This window comes from Collinsella sp. TF09-1AT (genome assembly GCF_003436895.1).
GTDB lineage: Bacteria > Actinomycetota > Coriobacteriia > Coriobacteriales > Coriobacteriaceae > Collinsella.
This window is the reverse complement of the sequence record NZ_QSRC01000001.1, coordinates 15,595-39,621: the sequence shown is the minus strand read 5'-3', so window position 1 is coordinate 39,621 and position 24,027 is coordinate 15,595. Positions and strand designations below refer to the sequence as shown.

General features: G+C 60.6%; 24 protein-coding genes. 12 read left to right on the top strand and 12 right to left on the bottom strand.

Going from position 1 to position 24,027, the window contains the following annotated elements:
• Positions 1-10: 10 nt before the first annotated feature.
• The 7 genes from DXC90_RS00180 to DXC90_RS00155 form a co-directional block, all read right to left on the bottom strand.
• Complete coding sequence (locus tag DXC90_RS00180; RefSeq protein WP_117734257.1) at positions 11-721, bottom strand: TetR/AcrR family transcriptional regulator; 711 nt, start codon at positions 719-721, stop codon at positions 11-13.
• Positions 722-959: 238 nt separating this feature from the next.
• The gene (locus DXC90_RS09795; protein ID WP_255413356.1) at positions 960-1,085 is read right to left on the bottom strand and encodes a hypothetical protein; all 126 of its coding nucleotides are present in this window, start codon (positions 1,083-1,085) and stop codon (positions 960-962) included.
• A gap of 470 nt (positions 1,086-1,555) precedes the next feature.
• Positions 1,556-2,413, bottom strand: a complete 858-nt coding sequence (locus tag DXC90_RS00175; RefSeq protein WP_117734484.1) for an HAD-IIB family hydrolase — start codon at positions 2,411-2,413, stop codon at positions 1,556-1,558.
• Between the two features lie 87 nt (positions 2,414-2,500).
• On the bottom strand, positions 2,501-2,839 hold the full coding sequence (locus DXC90_RS00170) for a P-II family nitrogen regulator (RefSeq protein WP_117734256.1): 339 nt from the start codon (positions 2,837-2,839) through the stop codon (positions 2,501-2,503).
• Positions 2,840-3,031: 192 nt separating this feature from the next.
• The gene (locus DXC90_RS00165) at positions 3,032-4,309 is read right to left on the bottom strand and encodes an ammonium transporter (RefSeq protein ID WP_117734483.1); all 1,278 of its coding nucleotides are present in this window, start codon (positions 4,307-4,309) and stop codon (positions 3,032-3,034) included.
• Positions 4,310-4,507: 198 nt separating this feature from the next.
• Positions 4,508-5,527 carry a putative ABC transporter permease gene (locus DXC90_RS00160; protein WP_233502083.1) on the bottom strand — a complete coding sequence of 340 codons (1,020 nt, stop codon included), beginning with the start codon at positions 5,525-5,527 and terminating at the stop codon, positions 4,508-4,510.
• Positions 5,528-5,530: 3 nt separating this feature from the next.
• On the bottom strand, positions 5,531-6,088 hold the full coding sequence (locus DXC90_RS00155) for an HD domain-containing protein (RefSeq protein ID WP_117734255.1): 558 nt from the start codon (positions 6,086-6,088) through the stop codon (positions 5,531-5,533).
• 228 nt (positions 6,089-6,316) lie between these two features.
• On the opposite strand from DXC90_RS00155, the gene DXC90_RS00150 reads away from it, so the two are divergent.
• The 6 genes from DXC90_RS00150 to DXC90_RS00125 all read left to right on the top strand — a co-directional run bounded on the left by DXC90_RS00150 (position 6,317) and on the right by DXC90_RS00125 (position 12,889).
• Positions 6,317-8,098: a 1-deoxy-D-xylulose-5-phosphate synthase gene (locus DXC90_RS00150; RefSeq protein WP_117734254.1), complete on the top strand. Its 1,782-nt coding sequence runs from the start codon at positions 6,317-6,319 to the stop codon at positions 8,096-8,098.
• A 468-nt stretch (positions 8,099-8,566) separates the two neighbouring features.
• Positions 8,567-9,562 carry a glutamate ABC transporter substrate-binding protein gene (locus tag DXC90_RS00145; protein ID WP_117734253.1) on the top strand — a complete coding sequence of 332 codons (996 nt, stop codon included), beginning with the start codon at positions 8,567-8,569 and terminating at the stop codon, positions 9,560-9,562.
• A 138-nt stretch (positions 9,563-9,700) separates the two neighbouring features.
• Positions 9,701-10,360, top strand: a complete 660-nt coding sequence (locus DXC90_RS00140) for an amino acid ABC transporter permease (RefSeq protein WP_117734252.1) — start codon at positions 9,701-9,703, stop codon at positions 10,358-10,360.
• Positions 10,357-11,190: an amino acid ABC transporter permease gene (locus DXC90_RS00135; protein WP_117734251.1), complete on the top strand. Its 834-nt coding sequence runs from the start codon at positions 10,357-10,359 to the stop codon at positions 11,188-11,190. The genes DXC90_RS00140 and DXC90_RS00135 overlap by 4 nt, the downstream gene beginning before the upstream one ends.
• Before the next feature lie 36 nt (positions 11,191-11,226).
• Complete coding sequence (locus tag DXC90_RS00130) at positions 11,227-11,991, top strand: amino acid ABC transporter ATP-binding protein (RefSeq protein WP_117734250.1); 765 nt, start codon at positions 11,227-11,229, stop codon at positions 11,989-11,991.
• Positions 11,992-12,079: 88 nt separating this feature from the next.
• Positions 12,080-12,889: a gamma-glutamyl-gamma-aminobutyrate hydrolase family protein gene (locus DXC90_RS00125; protein WP_117734249.1), complete on the top strand. Its 810-nt coding sequence runs from the start codon at positions 12,080-12,082 to the stop codon at positions 12,887-12,889.
• Positions 12,890-12,992: 103 nt separating this feature from the next.
• On the opposite strand, the gene DXC90_RS00120 is transcribed toward DXC90_RS00125, so the two are convergent.
• The 4 genes from DXC90_RS00120 to DXC90_RS00105 are packed head-to-tail and all read right to left on the bottom strand — an operon-like array spanning position 12,993 to position 15,538.
• On the bottom strand, positions 12,993-13,349 hold the full coding sequence (locus DXC90_RS00120; RefSeq protein ID WP_117734248.1) for an Hpt domain-containing protein: 357 nt from the start codon (positions 13,347-13,349) through the stop codon (positions 12,993-12,995).
• Positions 13,350-13,372: 23 nt separating this feature from the next.
• Positions 13,373-14,296: an HD-GYP domain-containing protein gene (locus tag DXC90_RS00115; RefSeq protein ID WP_199406576.1), complete on the bottom strand. Its 924-nt coding sequence runs from the start codon at positions 14,294-14,296 to the stop codon at positions 13,373-13,375.
• On the bottom strand, positions 14,266-14,685 hold the full coding sequence (locus tag DXC90_RS00110) for a hypothetical protein (RefSeq protein WP_147326590.1): 420 nt from the start codon (positions 14,683-14,685) through the stop codon (positions 14,266-14,268). The genes DXC90_RS00115 and DXC90_RS00110 overlap by 31 nt, the downstream gene beginning before the upstream one ends.
• A 55-nt stretch (positions 14,686-14,740) precedes the next feature.
• Positions 14,741-15,538, bottom strand: a complete 798-nt coding sequence (locus DXC90_RS00105; RefSeq protein WP_158550183.1) for an alpha/beta fold hydrolase — start codon at positions 15,536-15,538, stop codon at positions 14,741-14,743.
• A gap of 175 nt (positions 15,539-15,713) precedes the next feature.
• Here DXC90_RS00105 and DXC90_RS00100 point away from each other — a divergent pair, with 175 nt between their 5' ends.
• The 3 genes from DXC90_RS00100 (at position 15,714) to DXC90_RS00090 (ending at position 18,557) form a co-directional block, all read left to right on the top strand.
• A complete protein-coding gene (locus DXC90_RS00100) occupies positions 15,714-16,490 on the top strand; it encodes a radical SAM protein (RefSeq protein WP_117734244.1) in 777 nt (258 codons plus the stop codon).
• 115 nt (positions 16,491-16,605) lie between these two features.
• Positions 16,606-17,493, top strand: coding sequence for a type I methionyl aminopeptidase (map, locus tag DXC90_RS00095; RefSeq protein WP_117734243.1), 888 nt, complete (start codon positions 16,606-16,608; stop codon positions 17,491-17,493).
• A 128-nt stretch (positions 17,494-17,621) separates the two neighbouring features.
• Positions 17,622-18,557, top strand: a complete 936-nt coding sequence (locus DXC90_RS00090; RefSeq protein ID WP_117734242.1) for a D-2-hydroxyacid dehydrogenase — start codon at positions 17,622-17,624, stop codon at positions 18,555-18,557.
• A 251-nt stretch (positions 18,558-18,808) separates the two neighbouring features.
• Here DXC90_RS00090 and DXC90_RS00085 read toward each other — a convergent pair whose 3' ends face one another.
• Complete coding sequence (locus DXC90_RS00085) at positions 18,809-20,194, bottom strand: M18 family aminopeptidase (RefSeq protein WP_233502082.1); 1,386 nt, start codon at positions 20,192-20,194, stop codon at positions 18,809-18,811.
• Between the two features lie 161 nt (positions 20,195-20,355).
• Here DXC90_RS00085 and DXC90_RS00080 point away from each other — a divergent pair, with 161 nt between their 5' ends.
• The 3 genes from DXC90_RS00080 (at position 20,356) to DXC90_RS00070 (ending at position 23,968) form a co-directional block, all read left to right on the top strand.
• The gene (locus DXC90_RS00080) at positions 20,356-21,441 is read left to right on the top strand and encodes a carcinine hydrolase/isopenicillin-N N-acyltransferase family protein (RefSeq protein WP_117734241.1); all 1,086 of its coding nucleotides are present in this window, start codon (positions 20,356-20,358) and stop codon (positions 21,439-21,441) included.
• A gap of 140 nt (positions 21,442-21,581) precedes the next feature.
• Positions 21,582-22,661 (top strand): 6-phosphofructokinase, encoded by a 1,080-nt coding sequence (locus DXC90_RS00075; RefSeq protein ID WP_117734240.1) that lies wholly within the window; start codon positions 21,582-21,584, stop codon positions 22,659-22,661.
• A gap of 368 nt (positions 22,662-23,029) precedes the next feature.
• On the top strand, positions 23,030-23,968 hold the full coding sequence (locus tag DXC90_RS00070) for a helix-turn-helix domain-containing protein (protein ID WP_117734239.1): 939 nt from the start codon (positions 23,030-23,032) through the stop codon (positions 23,966-23,968).
• Positions 23,969-24,027: the final 59 nt, after the last annotated feature.

Below are 24,027 nucleotides of genomic sequence, written 5' to 3'. Positions count from 1 at the left end.
GTTTCTCCTCTTAGTTGTTGGACTCGACGGTTGCGGCGGTGTCGGCCGCGTCCTCGAGCTGCAGATTCAATAGCTTCATGCCGTATTCCGGCACGTTGATATCGATGGGTTGGCCATACAGGTCGCCGGGGCGCACAAAGGCGATAACCGTCATGATGCGCGCCATGGTCTCGGGCGATTCGGAAAGGTCACGCTCAAACCAGCGCTGAATCATGCCGACCTCGGCACTCACGACGTAGGTGACGTAGTAGTCAAAGAACGTGCCCAGCGCCAGGCCCAAAATGCCCGTCTGCGCACGCGGCGCCACGGCCTCACGTGCGGTGTCGATAATCCTTTTAATGAAGGCCTGGTCGCCGCCCGGACCCAGCAGCGCACCGATTAAGTCACGGTTGGCCGCAAGATAACGCAGCAGCTCAACCGAACCGGGCGCCGGCTCGAGCTCGTCAATGTTACGGTAAAGATCGGGCAGCTGAGCTGCGGTGATGAGCTCAATGCGCTCACGAATCTCGGCCAGCAAACCGTCCTCGATTTGATTGATAAAGTCGGGAATATCGCGGTAGTGCGAATAGAACGTGCGGCGCGTAAGGCCGGCGCGCTCGGTGAGCGACGCAACGTTAATGCGCGAAAGGTCGCCGCTTTCGGCAAGCTCGCTGGCAAGTGCCTGGCGAAGGGCACGCTGCGAACGAAGGGACCGGCGATCGCATTTCTCGAGCTGGGACAAGCATCCTCCTTGTTACTCAGTCTGCGCGCTATTGCACAGTGCGAGTATTATTGCACACCGTGTGCATCAACACGTAAAGGCAATATTTGGAATGTGGCAGAGGGACTGTCCCTTTGTCACATCCCGGGGCGGCATTATCGTTTGTCCAAAATGGCATTCGTGAGTAGAATAGTGTCGACGGCAGCCCAAGTTGTAGCTAGCTGGGCAGCGCCGTTGTTTGCATTAGGGGGTCAACGCCTTAGCGGCGGCGACCCCTTCCGTTGCGCTTCGAACGCTGCTTGAGTGCCTCGGAAAGGCCGACAAGCGCCGTGAAGAACGAGACCAAAGCGGTCAGAAGTCTCACGAAATCAATCAAATCGGTCATGGGCATCACCTCCCATCAGATGGAGGGCGCTGCCCGGCACATGGAACTGCCGCCAACAGCAACAATTCTATCAAAGCGCAGTTAGATATGCGAATGTTTGTTCGCATATCTAAAGATCGGAGCTCGGGTATGGCGAAGGAACAGTTCCTTTGCCATACCCGAGCTTGTCGCCGAACTGCTACCTACATTTTTCAAGTTATTCGGCCACGCTGCTGGTTCTGTATAAATGCACCGCCGGGATTATCTGAGAGTTTTTGTCCTTATTTGAGCGCATACATGCCCATTTGCTCACTTACGTCACCGAATCAAACACCATTAGAGGTGTGAATGTTCCTGAGAGGGCATCTTTAGCCATTTAACGACCTCCGACAGGCCGAATAACTCGAAATATGTTGGTGGCGAAAGCGTAACAGCCCTATACGCCAAAAGCCGGCATCTCCCATGTAACAGAGGGGCTGTCCCTTTGTCCCTTATTCAATGATAGTGTGGGAGTTTTGTTTGCGCATGGTGGCGAGCATGTGTTTGGGAACGGCGTGGACCATGCAGCTGCCGATGGTCGCGCTCGCGGCGGCTTTAGCTGCATCGCTAGCGTTTTTGGTCGCGTAGCTGTGGCGGAAACGCTTGAGCATGGCGATGTCGTTTCCGCCGTCGCCATAAACCGCAACCTCGCCCTCGGCAATGCCGTAGTAGCCCGCCAGCCAGGCCACACTCTCGCCCTTGTTGCATGCCACGTCCGTGATCTCGAACATCACCGGATCGAACGGCGCGTTGACCACGCGGTCCGAACGCTCGGCAAGATACGCCTTAAGGTCGCGCTCCAACTCGGGCGAGATCACGCGACAATTGATCTTGCATACATCGTGACGCAAGATATCGCCGATCGACTGGTCGAAATACTGTTCCTCGTGGTACCCGCCACGCGCACGCATACCGCGCATCACGATGCGCTTGATAGGACTGTCCTTTTTAAAGCCCGCCTGGTGCATCTCGAACGAGCCGCTCGAGAACATGCCATCGGGCGTGGAGCAATCAAAGCAAATGTCCGGAAACTCCTTGAGCAGCTCCTCGGTAATCTGCGGATCGATAGTCCAGGTCTTGAGCACCTCTCCATGGCTGTCGCGCACGATGGAGCCGTTAGAGCAGCAGGCGTCAAGCGCCAGCCCCGTAAAGCCATGCTCGCCGATTGGCAACGTCGAGCGTCCGGTCGCGGGAACCACGTACAAGCCAGCCTCGGTCAGCTCGCGAATGGCACGGCGGATGGTCCCGTCTGCCTCGTGCAGGGCGTTCAGCAGCGTTCCGTCTAAGTCACTCGCAAACATCTTGATCATGGGCATGCCTCTCCTTCGTCTGCAAGATATTGTAGACGAGAACGGGCGCGCCCCAAGAGAGACGCGCCCGTCAGGCAAAAGACAACTCTACACCGCGGCGGGGCCGTGCTCGCCGGTGCGGATGCGGATAACTTCTTCGACCGGCTCGACCCAAATCTTGCCGTCGCCGACGGCACCGGTGCGAGCGGCGTTGCAGATGATTTCAACGATACCGTCGACATGCTCATCGGCGCAGATGAGGGTGAACTGCACCTTGGGAATCGTGTTGACGAGCAGCTCGTTGCCGCGCACGTATTCCTTCCAGCCATGTTGCGCGCCGCAGCCCTGCACCTGGTTGATAGTCATGCCGCGAACATCGGCAGCAAACAGTGCGTCTTTGAGAACCTCAAGCTTCTCAGCACGAACAATCGCCGTAATCTTCTTCATAGTGAATTCCTCTCTTCAATAAAAGAAATGAATTGCCATTCAATGACGCGGGTTTTCGAGGTGCCCGAGATTGCCCCGAAAGAGGAGCGCCGCGTACTTCGGTACGCAAGCGACGGTTTGATGGGCAAGGTCGGGCGCCTGGGAAAGCCGCGCGACGGTTTGAACGGCAAGGTGCGGTGCTTGGGGAAGCTGCTAATCGAGTCCGGAGAAAGAAGGATATGCGCTCTCGCCGTGCTGGCTCGCGTCCAAGCCCAGCGCCTCGTCGGCCTCGTCCACACGCAGGCTGCCGTGGAACAGCGCCTTGACCACCGCGGCGATCACCAAGTCGAGCACCAGCACAATAACGACCGTCACCACAATGCCCAAAATCTGCGAGATAAGCAGCGACGCGTCGCCCGTATAGAACAGGCCGCCTTTACCGGTCCACGAAAGCTCCGGCACGCAGAACAGGCCCGTGAGCACGCCGCCCAAAATGCCGCCGATGCCGTGGCAACCGAACGCATCAAGCGCGTCGTCGTAGCCGAACCTCGTCTTAAGATGGCTGATAGCCAGATAGCAGACAGGAGACACGATCAAGCCCATGACCAGCGCCGCCCATGGCTCGACAAAGCCCGCACCCGGCGTGACCACCACAAGGCCCGCGACCAGACCGGTGCTGGCACCCACCAGCGTGGGACGACCGGTATGCACGCGCTCCACGACAAGCCACGAGACCATGCCCGCCGCACTAGCCGTCACGGTATTGAGAATGGCGAGTGCAGCCACGGCATCGGCCTTAAACTCGCTGCCGCCGTTAAAGCCAAACCAGCCAAACCAAAGCAGGCCGGCTCCCAGCGCCACAAACGGGACGTTATGCGGACGGTAGCTCACCATGCCAAAACCGCGACGACGGCCGAGCATTAAGCAAAGGATCAGGCCGGTAAGACCAGACGAAATGTGCACCACGTCGCCGCCGGCAAAGTCGAGCGCGCCGATGATGTCGCCGATAAAAGAGCCATCGCCGCCCCAGACCATGTGGGCGAGTGGCGCATAGACCACGAGCAGCCAAATGCCCAGGAAAGCCGTCATGGCGCCAAACTTAACGCGGCCGGCCAGGCTGCCCGTAACGATAGCGGCCGTGATCATGGCAAACGCCATCTGAAAGGCGATGTTGATGATCTGGGGGTAGACGGCGCCGTCCGCGACGTTGCCCTCGGCCGCCTGCAGCACCTGGTTGAGCACCGGCAGGCACAGCAGCTGGTCAAGGCCCCCCATAAACGGACTCGAGCCGTCGCCGCCGTAGGCCAGCGACCAGCCGGCAACAATCCACAGCACACCGACCAGGCCAATGGCGCCAAAGCACATAAGCATGGTGTTAATGACATTTTTGCGCCTGGACAGGCCGCCATAGAAAAACGCCAGACCCGGTGTCATTAAAAACACGAGCATGGTGCAGATGAGCATAAACGTTGTCGATCCTGTATCGTACATTCGCTCCCCCTTGGTCGCATGAACGTTGTCGGCGCCCATAATGCGGCCGAGGAGCAACTGGTGTAGACCAGATACGGCGTTGTTAAACGCGGCGTTGTCGAATGGAAACGGCGCCGCAATCTTGGAAACGGCGCGGCAACGGACGCGAAACGAACGGGAAATACGCAAGCAAGGGAGCCGTGAGCGCATCCGTCCCGGCTAGCGCCGGAACAGCTCGCGGGCTCGGTCGCGAAGGTCGGTGGCTCGGATGACGCCCTCGTAGCGGTTGATGCGCAAGCGCGGGAAGGCATTGAAGAAGCGCAGGTCGCGTCGGCTGAGCGACACGCTTGGCACCGGGCGGCTCATGCGCTTGCCGGCAAGGCGACGACTGAGCGACGGACGCGGCATGCTCGGCGCGGCACCGGCCACGCGGCGGGCGGCAAGCGCCAGGCCGCGAGCACCATCCGCGATAAACGTCGGCATCGAAGCCTTCTCGCGCAGGGCATCGAGCGCGGCGTCACCCAGCTCGGCCAGCCACGCGTTAACGGCACGGCTACGAATGTGCGTCTGTGCCACCGAGTCAATCGTAGAATCGGGAATACGTTCGAGCATTGAATCCGAGGCATCGGCAAGCGACTCATTGATGCGGTCGGCAAGGTCGGCCCGGACGCGCTCCAGCTGATCAGACAGGCGCCGCCAGCTCGCCAACGAGCACACCGCGTCGACCATCATCGCGACCGCGACGATAAAGGCGGACAGCCGCACAATCAGCACCGGCAGATGGCCAAACAGCCCCAGCAATGCTGGCTCCACTAAGCGACAAATACACAACGCACCCAAGCCAAACGCGCAGGCCCAGTACAGACAGATGCGTCCGTGCAAGTTAAACGGCAAGTGCGAGTAATCCCAAAAGCGAGCGCCCGTTGTTTTTTCCAACAGCACGCCCACGCTGTACTCAATCACGCTGCATACGAGCGCTGCAGCGACAAACTGGCTCGACGCGTCAGGAATTCCGCGCAACAGCAGCCAGCAGGCAATGCCGCCCGCGCCATAGATGGGGCAGCACGGCCCCAGCAAAAAGCCACTGTTGGCAAATCGTCCGTGGTTGAGCATGGCGCAGACTGTCGACTCCCACACCCAGCCGCAAAAACCGTAGAAGGCAAACGAGAGCACCAGCGCCGAGAGCGGACAGGCGGCAAGCGTCGCGCCGTCAAATGCCATGTCGATCGCGGTCCCCACCGTCTACTCTCTCCTCTTTTCGCTCGAATCTTTGCTCGAGCCGTCACTCGAGCCCTCGTTCAAATCGTTCGCGCCGCCTTTGCGCGGCAGACGGCCGGCGATCGTCTCGCGCAGAGCGCACCATTTATCGGCCAGGCACACAATCCATGCCTCGCGACACGTCGGTGGAACCGGTACCAGCGGAAACATATGGCGCACGATGATATTCCGCTCGCGCGGCGTCAGCTCAAAATCCTCTTCGGCACGCGCCAGGGCAAAAAATGGATGCCGAAATCCGTGCAGTCGATGGCTCGGGTCGGGGTCGTGCCAATCGTAGAGAAAGTAGTCGTGTAACAGGGCTCCGCGCAGCAGCGAGGCACGGTCGACCGAAATGCCAGCACGGCCAAGGCGTTCGGCAAAAGACAGGCTCGCCCGCGCCACCGAGGTCACATGTGCATAAACCGTCACGTCACCATGCTGAATAAACTCGTGCGTCAGGCCCAAGCGGCCCGCCTGGGCCAGCTGACGGGCGGCATCGTCGACCTCGCGCGCGATGCTCTTGGCACGAACGGTATCGGACATGCGGCCTCCTTCCAGCGGCTCTCGGCGGCAAGCCACAGCCTGCACGCAATGAATAAAATCATCATGGAACTTATCAGTATGGCATCGGGCAAAACGTTTTGCCCCGCCAGTTGGCGAATTACCGCGCCGCCGTCACATATCAAACGCCAAAATGTGCGAGACTGTCTTGTGCAATTGTGCCGGCCGAGGGAGCGCCGGCGCTCGATTCGCATGGAGTAACCCACAACGATGCTGCTTACGCAAACGACAACGCCCGAGGACGTCAAGGCTCTTAATCGCGCCGAGCTCCCGCAGCTCTGCGGCGAGATTCGCCACGCCATCCTCGAAAGCTCCGCCGCCGTCGGCGGGCACGTTGCCCCCAACCTGGGCGTCGTTGAGCTCACGGTTGCGCTTCATCGCGTGTTTAACTCCCCCATCGACAAGATTGTCTTTGATGTTTCGCACCAGACCTACGCCCACAAGGCGCTGACTGGGCGCGCGTACACTTATATCGATCCGGAGCGTTATGGTGAGGCTTCTGGCTTTGCCAATCCCGACGAGTCCGAGCACGACCTGTTCGCCATGGGCCACACCTCGACCTCGGTGAGCCTGGGCTGCGGCCTGGCGCACGCTCGTGACCTGGCGGGCGATGCGTACAACGTCATCACCATCATTGGCGACGGCTCGCTTTCGGGCGGCCTGGCGTTTGAGGGCTTTAACAATGCCGCCGAACTCGATAGCAACCTGATCATCATCGTCAACGATAACGACCAGTCCATTGCCGAAAACCGCGGCGGCCTGTATCGCAATCTGGCCGAGCTGCGCGCCAGCAACGGCACCTGTGAGCGCAACGTTTTCCGCGCGATGGGACTCGACTACCGCTATCTGGATGCCGGTAACGATGTGTTGGCCCTGGTCGACACGCTGCAGGAGCTGCGCGATATCGATCATCCCATCGTGCTGCACGTCTCCACCGCCAAGGGCAAGGGCTTTGAGCCAGCCCAGAACGACCCCGAGCGCTGGCACCACGTGGGTCCGTTTGACATGGCGACTGGGCGCAAGCTCTGCCCGGGCCATCCGAGCGAGCCTGCGCCGCGCACCTATGCCGACATTACGGGCGAGGCGCTCAGCGCCGCCATCGAGCACGATCCGCAGGTCGTGGGCATCACGGCCGCCACGCCCTACATCATGGGCTTTACACCCGAGCTTCGCGCTGCCGCCGGCAAACAGTTCGTCGATGTGGGCATTGCCGAGGAGCATGCCGTAACCTTTGCCACCGCGCTTGCGCGCTCGGGCGCCAAGCCAGTCTTTGGTGTGTACGGCACGTTTTTGCAGCGCGCCTACGACGAGCTGTGGCACGACCTGTGCCTCAACGACGCCCCCGCAACCATCCTGGTGTTCGGTGCGTCAATCTTTGGCACCACGTCCGAGACGCACCTTTCGTTCTTTGATATTTCCATGCTGGGCGGTCTTCCCAACATGCGTTACCTGGCGCCTTCCTGCATGGAGGAATACCTGTCCATGCTGAGTTGGTCGCTCGATCACCGCGAGCATCCCGTGGCGATTCGCGTGCCGGGCATTGGCTTGGTAAGCCGCCCCGATCTGGCGCCCGCCGAAGACGCCGACTACAGCGCCGTTCGCTACAACATGGTGCGCCAGGGCCGCGATGTGGCCGTGCTCGCGCTTGGCGATTTCTTTGAGCTGGGCGAGCGCGTGGCAAACCGCCTGGCTGCCGAGTACGGCATCGAGGCCACACTCGTCAACCCGCGCTTTGCAACCGAGCTCGACCGCGAGTTCCTCGACAGCCTTGCCGCCGAGCATCGCGTTGTCGTCACCCTCGAGGACGGAATCTTGGACGGCGGCTGGGGCGAGCGTGTGGCGTGTTACCTGGCCTGCACGCCCGTGCGCACGCGCACCTTCGGCATCGCCAAGGGCTTCCCCGACCGCTACGACCCCAACGAGCTGCTCGCTCAGAGCGGCATGACGGTCGAGAACATGGCTGCCGAGGCCGTAAGGCTGCTCAACGAGTAAGAAAACCTCCGCAAGGGAAGCACCCCTGCGGAGGTTTTTATTTCCCCCAACTCAATTATTTCGATCTGTAACATCTAGGACCCGAATTCCCGTCTAACTGTTACAGGTCGAGACAAAACAGCGGGGCAGGCCGCCACATCTGCAAGAACCACCACAAAGGTGCCTGTCCCCTTTGTGGTGGTTTTAGGTCATGGTCGATGCGAAGAATGAATAACCGTTCATACGCGATCTCCTTACTTATATAACGACCACCATGAGCGACCGCGCCGCCCACAAGGCGGCGTCTCAGCTGCAATAACCGACGTTTTCCCAGATAAAACCTGCCAAAATAAACCTGTCCCTATTTGGTAGGTAGAATAACCTATAAGGTAAGTATGTTTCTGAGTTATTTCGTGTTGACCCATTTGAGCGCAATAGGGTATAACTCTACTCAACCGCTAGGGATTTTATTGAGAAAGGTGTTCTACCATGAGCAAGAACCTCTCCCAGCAGGTCGTTCTCGACCGCCGCGGCTTTGTTGCCGCCACCTTCGCAACCGTCGCCGGCCTTGGTCTTGCCGGCTGCTCCGACACCAGCGCCGAGGCCGACAAGGGTTCCGCCGCCGGCTCTTCCAAGAGCTCCGAAAATACCGAGGCTTCCACCACGCTCGACGCCAAGGCATTCGACAAGCTCGTCAACGACGGCCCCAAGGCCGATGACGACGCCATCGCCGCCAGCACCTGGGCCACGGCCGTCAAGGATGCCGGTGTCTTTAAGATCGGTGGCGTTCAGACCTCCACGCTCTTCTCCCTCCTCAACGAGAAGGACGGTCAGACCCGCGGCTTCGACGCCGGTATCGCACAGCTTCTGTCCAACTACATTCTGGGCGAGAACAAGGTCGAGATCACCCAGGTGACCTCGGACACGCGTGAGTCCGTCCTGCAGAACGGCCAGGTCGACGCCGTCTTTGCCACCTACACCATCACCGACGAGCGCAAGAAGCTCATCTCCTTTGCCGGTCCCTACTACTACACCCAGCAGGCCATCCTGGTGCTCGCCGACAACGACGACATCAAGAGCGTCGATGACCTGGCCGACAAGAACGTCGCCGTCCAGTCCGGCTCCAACGGCCCTGCCATCCTGGAGGAGTTCGCTCCCAAGGCCAGCCAGCAGGAGTTCAAGACCGACGAGGAGGCCCGCCAGGCACTCCAGCAGGGTCGCGTTGACGCCTATGTCATCGATAACAACATGCAGCAGAGCGCCCTGGTCCGCGAGCCCGGTAAGTACAAGATTGCCGGCAAGCCCTTCGGCAGCAAGGAGCCCTACGGCATCGGCCTGCCGCTCGATTCCGACGGCGTCGCCTTTGTCAACGACTTCCTTAAGAAGATCGAGGACGATGGCACCTGGACCGAGCTGTGGCAGATCTGCATCGGCGACCGCACGGGCGACACCAATGTTCCCGAGCTGCCCGAAATCGGCGCCTAGGCAATACGCCTAGTAACGGCCACTACGAAACCATACGGAAACGCGCGATTCGCTTTATTGCGCTAAACTGTTTCTTCACTGAGTTGTCGGGGCTTCCGTACACACGGGAGCCCCTTTCCTTATCGGCGGGAGGTCCGCATGAGTCTCTCCGAGCTCTGGTCGCTCTATGGCCAGAACTACATTGAAGCGCTGCTCGCAACCTGGGGCATGACGCTTGAGTCGTTTGCCATCGCCATGGTGCTGGCAGTCGCCGTCACTGTGATGCGCGTGTCGCCGCTCAAGCCGCTGCGCGTCTTTGGCGACCTGTATGTTCAGGTCTTCCGTAACATCCCCGGCATCGCACTGCTCATTATCGTCGTCTACGCATTGCCGCCGCTCAAGGTCGTCCTGCCCTACCGCACCTGCGTTATCGTCGCCACGGTGTTGCTGGGCTCGGCCTTTGGCTCCGAGAACTTTATGAGCGGCATCAACACCGTCGGCGTCGGTCAGGTAGAAGCCGCCCGCTCTCTGGGCATGAGCTTCAACCGCATCCTCGCCAAGATCGTGATCCCGCAGGCACTGCGCTCGAGCGTGCTGCCCATGACCAACCTCTTTATCGCCGTCATGCTCACCACGGCGCTCGGCAGTCAGGTGCCGCTTAAACCCCAGGAACTCACCGGCGTGGTGAGCTATATCAACACGCGCTCGCTCGGCGGTGTCGCCGCGTTCTTTATCTCGGCGCTCGGCTACCTGGGCACGGCCTTTGTGGTGAGCCACATTGGCAACTACATCGATAAGAAGGTAAGGATCCTCCGATGAGCAAGCACTCCTCTCCCGCGCTCACCATGCGCGATGCGCTCTACGAGGCTCCCGGCCCCAAGATGCGCGCCAAGATTCGCATCGGCACCGCCATCTCGCTTGTTGCTGTCACCGCGCTCGCCGTCCTGGTACTGCAGCGCTTTTATGTGACCGGTCAGCTTTCGGTCCACTATTGGTATTTCTTTACGCACCTCACCACCTGGAAGTTCTTGCTTGCCGGCTTTGAGGGCACCGTTAAAGTCGCACTCACCGCCGGCGCCATCGCGCTGGTGCTGGGTCTTGCCCTTATGCTCGGCCGTACCAGCGGAATTAAGCCATTGCAACTGGTCTGCCGCGTGCTCACCGATTTCTTCCGCGGTGTGCCGAGCCTGCTGTTCATCTACTTCTTCTTTTTGGTGCTGCCCCAGTACAAGATTGCGCTGCCGTCGTTTTGGATGCTCACGCTTCCCGTCGCGCTCGCTGCGGCCGGCGTGCTTGCCGAGATCTTCCGTGCCGGCGTCAACGCCGTGCCGCGCGGCCAGGTCGAGGCCGCCCAGGCACTCGGTCTCTCCAAAGCTAAAATCACCTTTAAAATCGTGTTGCCGCAGGCGATTCGGTTTATCATTCCGTCCTTGATTTCGCAGCTTGTGGTCGTAGTCAAGGACACCACCGTTGCCTACGTGGTGAGCTACCCCGACCTCATGCAAAACGCCCGCGTGCTCATTACCAACTACGACGCCCTCGTGTCGGTCTACCTGGTTATCGCGGTCATCTACATCCTCATCAACGTCGCGATCAACAAGGCCGCTGTCTATGTTTCGCACAAGACCGGCGCGACCATCATCCGCTAACGCTTTACCATTTCGAGTCATAAGGAGCCAAGCACCATGGCACAGAGCACCTCTTCCACCGGCAATCAGCCGCTGATCGAGCTCAGACACGTCGATAAGCACTATGGCGATCTGCACGTCCTCAACGACATCAATCTCTCGGTCGACCGCGGCGAGGTCGTCGTTGTGATTGGACCCTCGGGCTCGGGCAAGTCGACCATGTGCCGAACCATCAACCGCCTGGAAACCATCGACTCAGGCGAGATCCTCATCGAGGGCGAGCCCCTGCCGCAGGAAGGCAAGGACCTTGCCCGCATGCGCGCCGAGCTGGGCATGGTGTTTCAGCAGTTCAACCTGTTCGCACATATGACGGTGCTGCAAAACGTCATGCTGGGACCGGTCGATGTGCTGGGCATCTCCAAGGATGAGGCTCGCGAGCGCGCCATGGACCTGTTGAGTCGCGTAGGCGTTGCGGAGCAGGCCGATAAGGTGCCCGCACAGCTCTCGGGCGGTCAGCAGCAGCGCGTCGCCATCGCCCGTTCGCTTGCCATGCAGCCCAAGGCCATGCTCTTCGACGAGCCCACGAGCGCCCTTGACCCCGAGATGATCAACGAGGTGCTCGAGGTCATGGTTCGCTTGGCCCAACAGGGCATGACGATGATCGTGATTACGCATGAGATGAACTTTGCCCGCCGCGTTGCCGACCGCGTCGTGTTTATGGCCGACGGTCAGATCGTGGAAACTGGCACGCCCGACGAGTTCTTCGACCACCCCCAGACCAAGCGCGCCCAGGACTTCCTCAACTCCATCAAGGGCCACTAACCCCATTGCCACGCGGGACTAATTCATCACCAGCGTTTGTCCCGCGTCACCCCTGTGCTATGTCCACCCGGATTCGAAAGCCACACCCATGATCGGAACTCGCACCTCATCGTCCTATACCCCGCACGTCGACGTTGCCCCCGCCGACCGTCCTCTCATCCTCGTCGCGCCGCGTTGGGAAGAGGCAAAGCCGTTTTTAAGCGAGATGCTCTCCCCCAACGAGGAAATCGCAAGCGTCTTTGTCGATGCCATCCTTGCCGCCGGCGGCCTGCCGCTGCAGATGTCTATTACCGAAGACATCGATGTTATCCGTCATTACGTGGAAATCGCCGACGGCATCGCCATTCCTGGCGGCCCGGACGTCAACCCCAAACGCTGGGGCGACGAGCGTCCTTACGATCCCACGCTGTGCTGCGAGATTCGCGACCGTTTTGAGTTTAAGCTGGTTAACGAGGTGCTTCGCGCCAAGAAGCCGCTCTTTACCACCTGCCGAGGCACGCAGCTGCTCAATGTCGCCACCGGCGGCACCCTGTGCATGGACGTGCCGAGCCTGGGCGCGCGCGAGGGCCGCACGCAGTGGCGCCATACCCACGTGCTCAACGACCCTGTGCATCCTGTCGAGGTCGTGCCGGGCTCGCTGCTGGAGCGCGCGGTTGGCGGGCACAGGTTGATCCAGACCAACTCCGCACACCACTGCTGCGTCGATCGTCTGGGTAAAAGCACGCGCTTGGTCGCCAAGGCAACCGACGGCGTACCCGAGTGCATCGAGGTCGAGGGCCAGCCGTTCTGCCTAGGCGTGCAATGGCATCCCGAGTACACCTGGCAGACGCTCGAGACCGACTTTAACCTGTGGAAGTCGTTTGTCGAGGCAGCGGCAAAGGTTAAGCAGGCCCGTTAGTTCACGGACAGCACAACAAATAAGGGCGCCCCGCCGGCCACATGGTCCGACGGGGCGCCCTTTTGCCTATATGCATCCGGCGCGCATCAAAGCTCGCAAGCTCTTATTCAGCCGCCTCGCGTAAGGCCGACATCGTAGCTGTATATTGCTGCTGCAGCGCATGCATCCCCTCGCGAGCGCCGTCAACGGCATCGGCGCCGCGCAGCGCTTCGGTCACCACAACCGCCGGCTCGTACAGATTATCGAATCCCAGGTTCTGGCTCACGCCCTTGAGCGTGTGCGCTGCCATAAACGCACCTTCGGCGTCTCCTGCCGCCATGGCGGCCTCCAGCTTGTCCATGCTCTCGTCATCCAAAAACTTGAGGGCAAAGCGGGCAAGCATTTCCTCGCCCATCAGCCGAGCGCACGCGTCATCATAATTAGCGCCGATCTTCTTATACGCCTCACGCATGGAAATCATGGATTGAAACTCCTTTGGTCAAACTAAATCGTGGGAAACGCGACAACGTCGGCGGGGCGTGCCAACGTCTCGGCAATACGGTCTTGCACCTCGAGCAGACAGTCCAGCAGCAGCGGGTTAAAGGTGCCGCACTTACCGTCCAGGATCATCTGGATCGCCTCCTCGTGCGGGATGGCATCCTTGTACACGCGAACGCTCGTCAGCGCATCGTACACGTCGGCCACCGAAACCACCTGTGCGGCGATGGGGATATCGTCGCCCTTAAGGCCGTCGGGATAACCCTTGCCGTCCCAGCGCTCGTGGTGCCAACGCGCAATCTGGTACGCATATTCCATAAGCGCATTGCCGGCGTGATGGCGGCCCAGCTCATGCAGCATGTCGGCGCCGATCGTGGTATGCGTCTTCATAATCTCGAACTCCTCGGGCGTGAGGCGCCCGGGCTTGTTGAGAATCGCATCGTCAATCGACATCTTGCCGATATCGTGCAGCGCCGAAGCCAAGGCAATCGTGGAGCGCTCCTCGTTGTCGAGGGAGATGTTGTCGCTACGGTGGACCAGGCAGCCAAGCAGTAGCTCGGTCAGCTTCTTGATGTTCGTAACGTGCCTGCCGCTCTCGCCATTGCGAAGCTCCATGACGCCGGCCATGATGTCGATGAGCATGCGGCTGTTCTTGACGCGCTCGTTGTACTGTTGGGACAGCAGGCTCGTCAGACGACGCTGTTTGGCGTACAGGCGGATGGTGTTGCTTACACGGCGGCGCACGACACGGGAGTCAAACGGGCGGTTGACATAGTCCGAAGCACCCAGCTCGTACGCGCGCAGCACCACATCGTCGGAATCTTCGCTCGAGATCATGATGACAGGCAGATTGTCAATAATCGACCGGCGCGACAGATCGCCCAACACCTCAAAGCCGTTCATGCCCGGCATGACAATGTCCAGCAGCACGAGCGACAGCTCATCGCCACACCGGCCTGCATGCGGGCGCTGCGAAGCTTTTCCTCATAATATCGGCGATTGCGCACGCTCGTCAGCACGTCGATGTAGACAAGATCCTCCTCTGCGGCCTCCTGTCCATCAATCGGACGCACCATCAGCAGGACGTGAGGCTCGCCCTCGACCTTCAGAGGGCGCAGGCGAGCGCGGTACTCAACGCCATCGTTGAGCAGCCGTTCCGACACCTCATCGGAGCCTGCCAAGACCTCCAGACCCGACTGGCGCAGACAGGGACACCGATCGCCGGCGAGCAGGCAGTTGGGGTCGCCCTTAATCTGGTCGGCCGACAGCAAACGCACCACGGGGTAGGGCTGAAGCCGCAGACGTTGGGTTTTGAGCACCCTTGTTAACACAGCCGAAACGTCTACGAAAGAAGCCCGTTTGATGATTCGGCCGCTAGAGCCCCAGGATGCCACGGACGGCCTGGGCGGCCGCTGTCGGGCGATCGCGCAGCCCGTTGTGCGCGCCGGGAACTACTACGAGCGGACAATTCAAAAGCTCAGCCGCCGTTCTCGTGCCCGCCTCGCGGGGCGTGCCAATCGAGAGCTCGCCCAGAAACACGGCGGCCACCGTTTTCGATACGCGGACGCCATCCCAATTGGGAACGCAGGTCATAGTGATCTCGTATTCGTTTGCCATGAAACTGCGGCCGTTGCGCAGGGCATGCTTGGCTTCTGCCTCGGTTAACTTGGGGGCTTGAGGGTCCGAATCGCCGATGGCGCCCAGGAAGGCCCTTAGCGCCCTCGAGACCTTTCCCGCAGCAATCATCTCGAGTAAAACCGGGGCCGCACCCAGGCCGGCGCCTTCGTTTGTCACGGCGGGTTCATGCAGAATCGCACGCGAGACAATGGTCGGGTTTGTACGTAGAAGCTCCAGGGTCACCAGCGTACCGGCACTATGCGCGAGCACGTTTGCCGGAGCGCCGATATGCTCGATGACGGCCTGCAGGTCGTCGGCCTGGGCGGCGAGGTCGTAGCGCGCGTCCGCGGCGTCGCCGCTCTCGCCGCAGCCGCGGCGGTCGTAGGCAACTACGCGGCACACTTGGCTGAGCTCGCGGGCGATGCCCTCAAAAAATGTGCCATCGACGCAGGCACCGTGCACGCATATCAAGGCAGGCGCATCCGACGGCACGCCCGACTCGGCAAACTCGCGACAGGCAATCGTAGTGCCCGCATTCTCGACCGTAAAATCCATGTTATGCCCCATCGTCTTGTGCCTTGTTAACACATGAACTGTACCCGACCCGAAACCTTTCATATCGCAGGCATCGAGGGCAGAATGAAAAAACGAAACCTAAGAGCACAAGCCCAAACCAGACTTTGGCGCCGATGCTATGCTTAGGCACAACTGTCCCAAGGAGCATATGTCTATGTCTACGTTTTTAAATGCCAGCCCCATCTTTGGACCGGTGCGCAGCCGCCGTCTGGGCCTTTCGCTCGGTGTCAACATGATGCCGGCATCGGGCAAGATCTGTACGTTTGACTGCATCTACTGCGAGAACGGCCTCAACGCCGAGCGCCCCTGCCATGAGCCGTACAACACAGCTGCCGTGGTACTCGACGCGCTCGAGGCAAAGCTGCGCGAGATGGCAGCCGAGGGCGAGCTCCCCGATGTGATCACCTTCGCAGGCAACGGCGAGCCCACCGCCGCACCGGAGTTTCCGCAGGCCATCGCCGGCGCCGTCGCGCTGCGCGACGAGCTTGCCCCGAACTCCAAGATCGCCGTGCTCTCCAACGGCACGCGCACCGATCGCCCCGAGGTGCACGATGCGCTCATGATGGTCGACGACAACATCCTCAAGCTCGATACCGTCGACCCGACATTTATCCAGCTGCTCGACCAGCCTGTTGGCCCCTACGACGTCGAGCACCAGATCGAGACGTTCGCGAGCTTTGACGGTCACGTTATTATCCAGACGATCTTTTTGACCGGCGAGTATCAGGGCAAGTCCCTCGATAACACCGGCGAAGCGTATGTCGGCCCTTGGCTCGCGGCGCTCGAGCGCATTCGCCCACAGGAGGCGACCATCTACACGGTAGCGCGCGAAACACCGATCGCCGGCCTTGCCAAAGCAGCGCCCGAGGCGCTCGATGCGATCGCCGCACGTGTGCGCGCCCTCGGCATTCCCTGCCAGGTGAGCTACTAGCGCGGCCGCCCGCCAGCAAATCATCCTCAACTGACAGGGTAGCTAAAAAAGCCCCGTCCCAAATGAGCTGGTCTGCGGGTGAGCTATACTAGCTGCAAATGAAAGGAAGTTAGCCATGTATGACAAAGGACCCGTGCCTGGCCGCAACGACGCTTGCTGGTGCGGCAGCGGCAAGAAATACAAGAAATGCCATAGCGCCTTTGATGAGCGCCTCGAGCGCTTGTGGGAAGAGGGCTGGGAGGTTCTGCCCCGCACGCTCTACAAGACTCCCGCCGATATCGAGGGCATCAAGCGCTCGGCAGCCATCAACGTGGGCGTGCTCGATTACGTGGGCGAGCATATCGCCGCAGGCATGACCACCAACCAGATCGACCAGATGATCTACGACTACACCGTCGAGCACGGTGGCACGCCAGCCGATCTCAACTACGAGGGCTATCCCAAGAGCGTGTGCACCTCGATCAACGACGTCGTCTGCCACGGTATCCCCTGCGATGCGGATGTGCTGCACGAAGGCGACATCATCAACGTGGACTGTTCCACAATCTTGGACGGCTACTTTAGTGATTCGAGCCGCATGTTCTGCATCGGCGAGGTCTCGTCCGAGCGTCAGCGCCTGGTCGACGTCACCCGTGCCAGCGTGGAGGCGGGCCTGGCGGCCGTCAAGCCATGGCTGCCGTTGTCCGTTATGGCCGAGGCCGTGCAAAAGACCGTCGAGGATGCCGGCTTTAGCGTGGTGCGCGAGTACGGCGGACACGGCATCGGTAAGGAGTTCCACGAGGACCCGTTTGTGGGCTTTACCACCGAAGCGCCCGACGTGGACACCATCATGGCCCCGGGCATGGTCTTTACCATCGAGCCCATGGTCAACGCCGGAGCGCCCGACATCAAGATTAGCAAGGGTGACGGTTGGTGTGTGCGCACCAAGGACGGTAGCGATTCGGCCCAGTGCGAGGTACAGCTCGTGGTGACCGAGGACGGCTACGAGTTGCTGAGCTGGTAGCCGTGGATGCGCCGGATGCTGACGGGCACGCTCGTCTTGCATCCGGCGTTTTTTTGAACGTTTTGCCTGATAAAACCTGAAAAAATAAACCTGTCCCTTTTTGGTAGGTCAAGCGGAGAGGACTGCTTGTGAACATCCTAGTTTTGCTGCCCGTCAACGACCGTCATCGCGCAATTCTCGAGTCGAGCGCTCCGGGCGAGGACTTTATCTACACGAGCGCCGACGCCGCCACGCGCGAGCAGGTCGCCGATGCCGACGTGATCTTGGGCAACATCGACCCTGCCTTGCTTACCGCATGCGAGCATCTCCAGCTGTTGCAATTGCAGACCGCCGGCTATGACGACTACCTTGCCGCCGGCACCGTGCCGGCTGACGCCAAGCTGTCTTGCTCGATCGGCGCCTACGGTCAGGCCGTAAGCGAGCACATGTTTGCCATGGTGCTGTCAATGATGAAGCGCCTGCCCGGCTATCACGACTTGCAGCGCGAGCATCGCTGGGAGGATTTGGGGCAGGTTACCTCGCTCAAAAATGCCAACGTGCTGGTGCTGGGCGCGGGCGATATCGGCGGCCACTTTGCCACGCTCTGCCGCAGCATGGGCGCACACGTCCACGGCATCAAGCGCCATCCGCTCGTCTACCCCATTGTGTTTGAGGACATGGACGGCATGGATGCCCTGTCTGAGCGCCTGGCGGAGGCCGACATCGTCGCATCCTTTATGCCCAGCACGCCCGAGACCCGCGGTCTGGCGAACGCCAAGTTCTTTGCCGCAATGAAGCCGGGCGCCTTCTTTGCCAACGGCGGCCGCGGTGACCTTGTGGTCGCCGACGACTTGGTTGCCGCCCTGGAGTCGGGACATCTTGCCGGCGCCGCGGTCGACGTCACCGACCCCGAGCCCCTGCCCGCGACAAGCCCGCTGTGGGACGCTCCCAACATGCTCATCACGCCGCATATCTCGGGCTGGTTCCACCTAGAGGCCACGCTCAACAACGTGGTCGACATCGCCGCCGAGAATCTACGCCATCTTCTGGCTGGCGAGACGCTACGCTGCTGGATTGAGCACTAGGTATTACGCCGTTCTAACGAACGGCGTAATGAGCCGACGCTACGAGCCCGTCTGGACGGCAATCTGCCTTTCAATCGTCGGGCATGGCCAGAAGGCCAATGCCCTCCTCTTTCAAGGCACCTTGCTCGCCCAGGCGGGCTCTCGCTGACTTTTTCTCTACCCGCAAAGCTTTAGGGACTCAGCGGCTTGTAATGCCGCTGGCATTCGCCCAGATAAAACCTGCCAAAATAAACATCCCTTTTTGGCAGGTTTTAGAGCTCCACGCTTTCGGCGCCGTTGATATGGAGGTCACGCTCGTAGAAGGCGGTGAGGGCGCGGATGGCGCACATCACATCGCGCACGCCGCCGGTCTCGTAGCTCGAGTGCATGGCCAGCTGCGGCAGGCCCACGTCCACAGCGTGCATACTCGCCTGCATGTTCGACAGGTTGCCCAGGGTGGAGCCGCCGGCCATATCGCTCTTGTTGGCGAAGGCCTGCGTGGGTACGTCGGCGTCGTCGCAAATAGCCTGGAACACCGCGCGGCTAAAGGCATCGGTGCAGTAGTGCTGGTTGGCGGCCTCCTTGATGACGATGCCGCCGTTGAGCACAACCTGGTTGCGGGCGTCGCACTTCTCGGCGTGGTTGGGGTGCACGGCGTGCGCGTTGTCGCAGCTCACGAGCATCGAAGCGGCAAGCGCACGGTGGTACGACTCGTCGTCGAAGCCCAGCGATCCGTTAATGCGGCGCAGCGCGTCGGCCAAGAACGTCGACATGGCGCCTTGCTTGGTCTCGGAGCCAACCTCCTCGTTATCAAAGCAGCAGAAGACCGAAACGTCGTGCACGTTCTCAGCACCCAAAAATGCCTGCAGCGAGGTGTAGGCGCAGGCCAGGTCGTCGAGCTTGGGCGTCGAGATAAACTCGTCGGCCCAGCCCCAAATGCGCGCATCCTGGCGGTTGACCAGGAACAAATCGCGGCACAAAATCTGCTCGGGCTCAACATCCAGCTCATCGGCGATCAGGGCGTCAAAGTCGCCCTGCTTAAGGTCACCAGCGCTAATGAGAGGGCACAGGTCAACGGCTCGGTTGGGCGCAAAGCCCTCGTTAACGCCGCGGTTCATATGGATGGCAAGGCTCGGGATGATGGCGACTTCGCGCTCGGTAGCGAGCAAACGACTCTCGATACGGTCGCCCTCGCGTACCAACACGCGGCCCGCGAGTGCCAGCGGACGGTCGAACCAGGTGTAGTCGATCATGCCGCCGTAGGCCTCGGTGTTCAGGCGCAGCGTCTCGCCCGCGCCGTCGAGCTCGGGCACGGCCTTGACCTTAAACGTCGGCGAGTCGCTGTGCGACGCCGTCAGCTGAAAATGATAGTCACCGGCAACGCCGTCCTCGCCCCACGTAGCGGCCAGGTCCTCGCCCACTTTAAAGGCAACAACGCTCGAGGTATTGCGCTGCGTGTAATAACGCCCGCCCGGCTCGATGTCCCACGCCGCATTCTCGGGCAGGTAGGTAAAGCCCGCCTCGTCGAGCTCGGCCATAATGGTCGCCGCCGTATGGAACATGCTGGGGCATGCCTCGATAAAGTCGATAAGGTCGTTGGCGGCCTCGATATCGTCGGCCGTCACATGCGCGCGCTCGGGCGTTTCCTGATCCGTCATGCTCTCCCCTTTCACTGGGCTGATGGTCCCCTCCAGCATACCCCGCCGCGCCAGTGCCGTGCCTTTCATTCCATGTTTAATCCCGCGCCGCTCGCCAAGTTGAGCCATCATGCCCGCACTCCTTTTGCGACAATTACGCTAACAGGACGAAAGGAGCCGTCATGAAGCCACGTAACATTGCCATCGCCTGCGGTGTCGCAGGAGTCGCCGTCGGCCTTGCCGCTGCCACCGGCATCGTTTATCACAAACAAATCAAGTCTGCCGCGTCACTCAAACGCTTGACCGGCTACGCGGATGGCTATGACCTGTACGCAATCGACATTGCCTACGACTACGATCTTGATCGCATCATCGCCACTGGCGTGCGCGACGACCAGGCCTACATCGATGCCGTGGTGGCACAGGTGCTGCCCGGTGTGCCGGCACATGTCCAGGCGCCCCAGTTTGCCTGCAGCGCTTTTGTCGCCGTAGATGCCGAAGGCCGCGTGCGCACCGGTCGCAATTACGACTTTAAGGACGACACCTCGGCGCTGCTGGTGCGTAATCACCCGTGCGACGGCTATGCCTCCATCGGGTTTGCCGCCCTTAACAACCTGGGCGATAACACTCCGCTTGACTCCGTCGGCGGACGCGCTGCGGCGTTGATGGGCCCGTTTGCCCAGCTCGACGGCGTCAACGAATGTGGCGTGTCCATTGCCGTGCTCACCCTGGATTCCAAACCCTGTGACCAGGACACGCAACGCCCCGTCATCAATACCTCGCTCGCCATCCGTCTGGTGCTCGACCGTGCCGCCACCACGCAAGAGGCCGTCAACCTGCTTTCTGCCTACGACATGCACGCCATGGCCGGACGCGACTACCACTTCTTTATCAACGACGCCGCCGGTGACGCGCGGGTGGTGGAGTGGGATCCGCGCGATCCCGACCGTGCATGCAAGGCGACGCCCGTACGCCAGGTCACGAACTTCTACGCCTGCTATGGTGACGAGGTGCTCCCCAACCAAAAGAACGGCGAGCTGGGCCATGGTAAAGAGCGCGCCGTCGCAATCGCCGATGTCCTCGACGCCCGTGCCGGCGCCCAAGACGAGGCAGTCGCTTGGAAGGCCCTACGCGCTGCGGCGCAAGAGCCCAATCCGGAAGACATCACCAGCAACACGCAGTGGTCGGTCGTCTTTGACAACACCGAGCCCGCTGCCGCCATCACGCTGCGCCGCCACTGGGGCGACGTCGACGCCTTCGCGCTGTAAGGAGCCAGGCCCGTCGACCTTACGCTCGCCTGACGTTGCTTACATTTCTATACGCTTGAGCTAACACGTTTTACCCCTGTATCAACAGTGTGCGGGGGTAAACTTATGCGCATGTTATAACTTGCCCGGAAGGATTCATCATGCTTAGGATCGGTCTTCTTACCAGTGGCGGCGACTGCCAGGCGCTCAACGCCACCATGCGCGGCATCGTCAAAACACTCATGACCAATAGCGAAGAGCCTATCGAGATCTATGGTTTTGAGGACGGCTACCAGGGCCTTATCTACAGCAGGTTCCGCGTTATGACTCCCGCCGATTTTAGCGGCATCCTCACCCGCGGCGGCACCATTCTAGGCACGAGCCGCACGCCGTTCAAGCGCCTGGACATTCCCGAGGCTGACGGCGTCGAAAAGGTGCCCGCGATGGTCCACACCTATCACAAGCTGCAGCTCGACTGCCTGTTTATGCTGGGCGGCAACGGCTCCACCAAGACCGCCAACCGCCTGCGCCAAGAAGGCCTCAACGTTATCGCCCTGCCCAAGACCATCGATAACGACACCTGGGGCACCGAGTTGACGTTTGGCTTTACGAGCGCCATCGACGTCGCCACCAAGTGCATCGACGACATCCACACCACCGCCTCGAGCCACGGCCGCGTGTTCGTCATCGAGATCATGGGCCACAAGGTTGGCTGGATCCCGCTGTACGCTGGCGTCGCGGGCGGCGCGGATGTCATCTTGATTCCCGAGATCCCCTACGACATGGATAACGTCATCAAGACCATTGAGCATCGCATGGAGACTGGCAGCCGCTTTACCATCGTGGCCGTCGCCGAGGGCGCTATCTCCAAGGAGGACGCGGCGCTGTCCAAGAAGGAGTACAAGAAGAAGCTCGCCGAGCGTACGAGCCCGTCGATTGTCTACGACATCGCCAAGGAGATCGAGGCCAAGACCGGTCGCGAGACCCGCGTCGCCATCCCCGGTCACACGCAGCGCGGCGGTCAGCCCGACGCCCAGGACCGCATCTTTGCGACCCAGTGCGGCGTCGAGGCGGCACTGGGCTGCCTACGCGGCGAGTTTGGCTACATGATTGCCCTGCGTGACGGCAAGATGTGCCACATGCCGCTCGAGGAGGTCGCCGGCAAGCTCAAGTTTGTCGACCCCCAGAGCGACCTGGTGCGCGAGGCCAAGGCATTAGGCATCAGCTTCGGCGACGAATAGCCTCGGCCGAAATCCATCCCATCGGGCCCTCCGACCCCGCCCGACGTATTTCGATTTGGCTCCTCCCTTGACTCCGTCAAAGGTCGCCAATCGAAATCGTCGGGCGGGGTCGGAGGGCCCTGCGTTTACATACTCGCCGAGGCTATTCGTCTTCTTGCTGCAAGTGCGTGGGCTGAGATTTTGGGATGTTGCAGGCTCTTAGCTGAGAGTAGCACTGACATTTGTCCTGAAATGGCTGGTCGTTAGGGGTTGCTACCGGTAGTTGCGGTAGGGTTGGAGCAGATTCTAACTAGAAATGGTGGTCGCTACTGGTTGTTCTCGGCATACTCGGCTCATTCGATTACGGTCACCACATGAAAGGAACTGTTATGGATCTTGCGATGGCGCAGCAGCTCGTTGATCGCCGCAAGGCTGCCGGGCTTTCTCAGGAGGCGCTTGCCGCCCAGCTGGGTGTGAGTCGTCAGGCTGTCAGTAAATGGGAGCGCAGCGAATCCTCACCCGATACCGATAACCTTATTGCGCTCGCCGCGCTGTATGGCGTGTCGCTGGATGAACTGCTGTATGGAGAGGCGGTGGATAGCACTGATGACTCGCAGACTGATGATGAGGCACAGAACAGCAACGCCGGCACCAAAGCTCCAGATGGGGCTGAAGAGGCTGAGGCTTCTACTGAGCACGCTGATTGCAGCGATAAGCCACTTGTCGATATTTCCCTCGCGCGCGGCATCCACGTTATTGATCCCAACAAAGGCGAAGAGGTCCATGTTGGCTGGAGTGGCATCCATGTGGCTAACGAGCGCAAGGGTGAAGAGGTCCATGTGGGGCCAGGCGGATTGCATATCGATACGCTAGAGGACGATGGACATAACGTGCATACCAATGACGATGGCACCGTCACCATCGACGGCGAGACGTTTTCCAGCTGGAAGGAAGCACACGACAAGCTCGACCATCATGGCAAGCATTTCCACACCAAGGTCGGTCGTGCGTGGAACAAGTTTCCCTTCCCCGCACTTGTCGCTCTCGCCTATCTGGTGCTCGGCATTGTCTACGGCACATGGGGCATGGGGCTTTTCCTCGTCTTTCTGGTTCCCGTCTACTACGCGATTGGTGACTTCATCGATCGGCGCCACCTGTCTAAGCTGATCGAGGCCATCTACCCGGCAGCCGCCATCGCTTGGTTCCTCTACATGTGGCTCTGTTTGGGACAGCCCCATCCTGCATGGATCATCCTCATCACGATTCCCGTCATAAAGGCGCTCATGCGCTGGTGCCGCAAACAATGGAAGCACCGCAAACAGGCCTAACACGCTCCGACCCACCAGCGCCCAACCACCCCCGCCCTTCTCCTAAGTTGCGGTGAGAT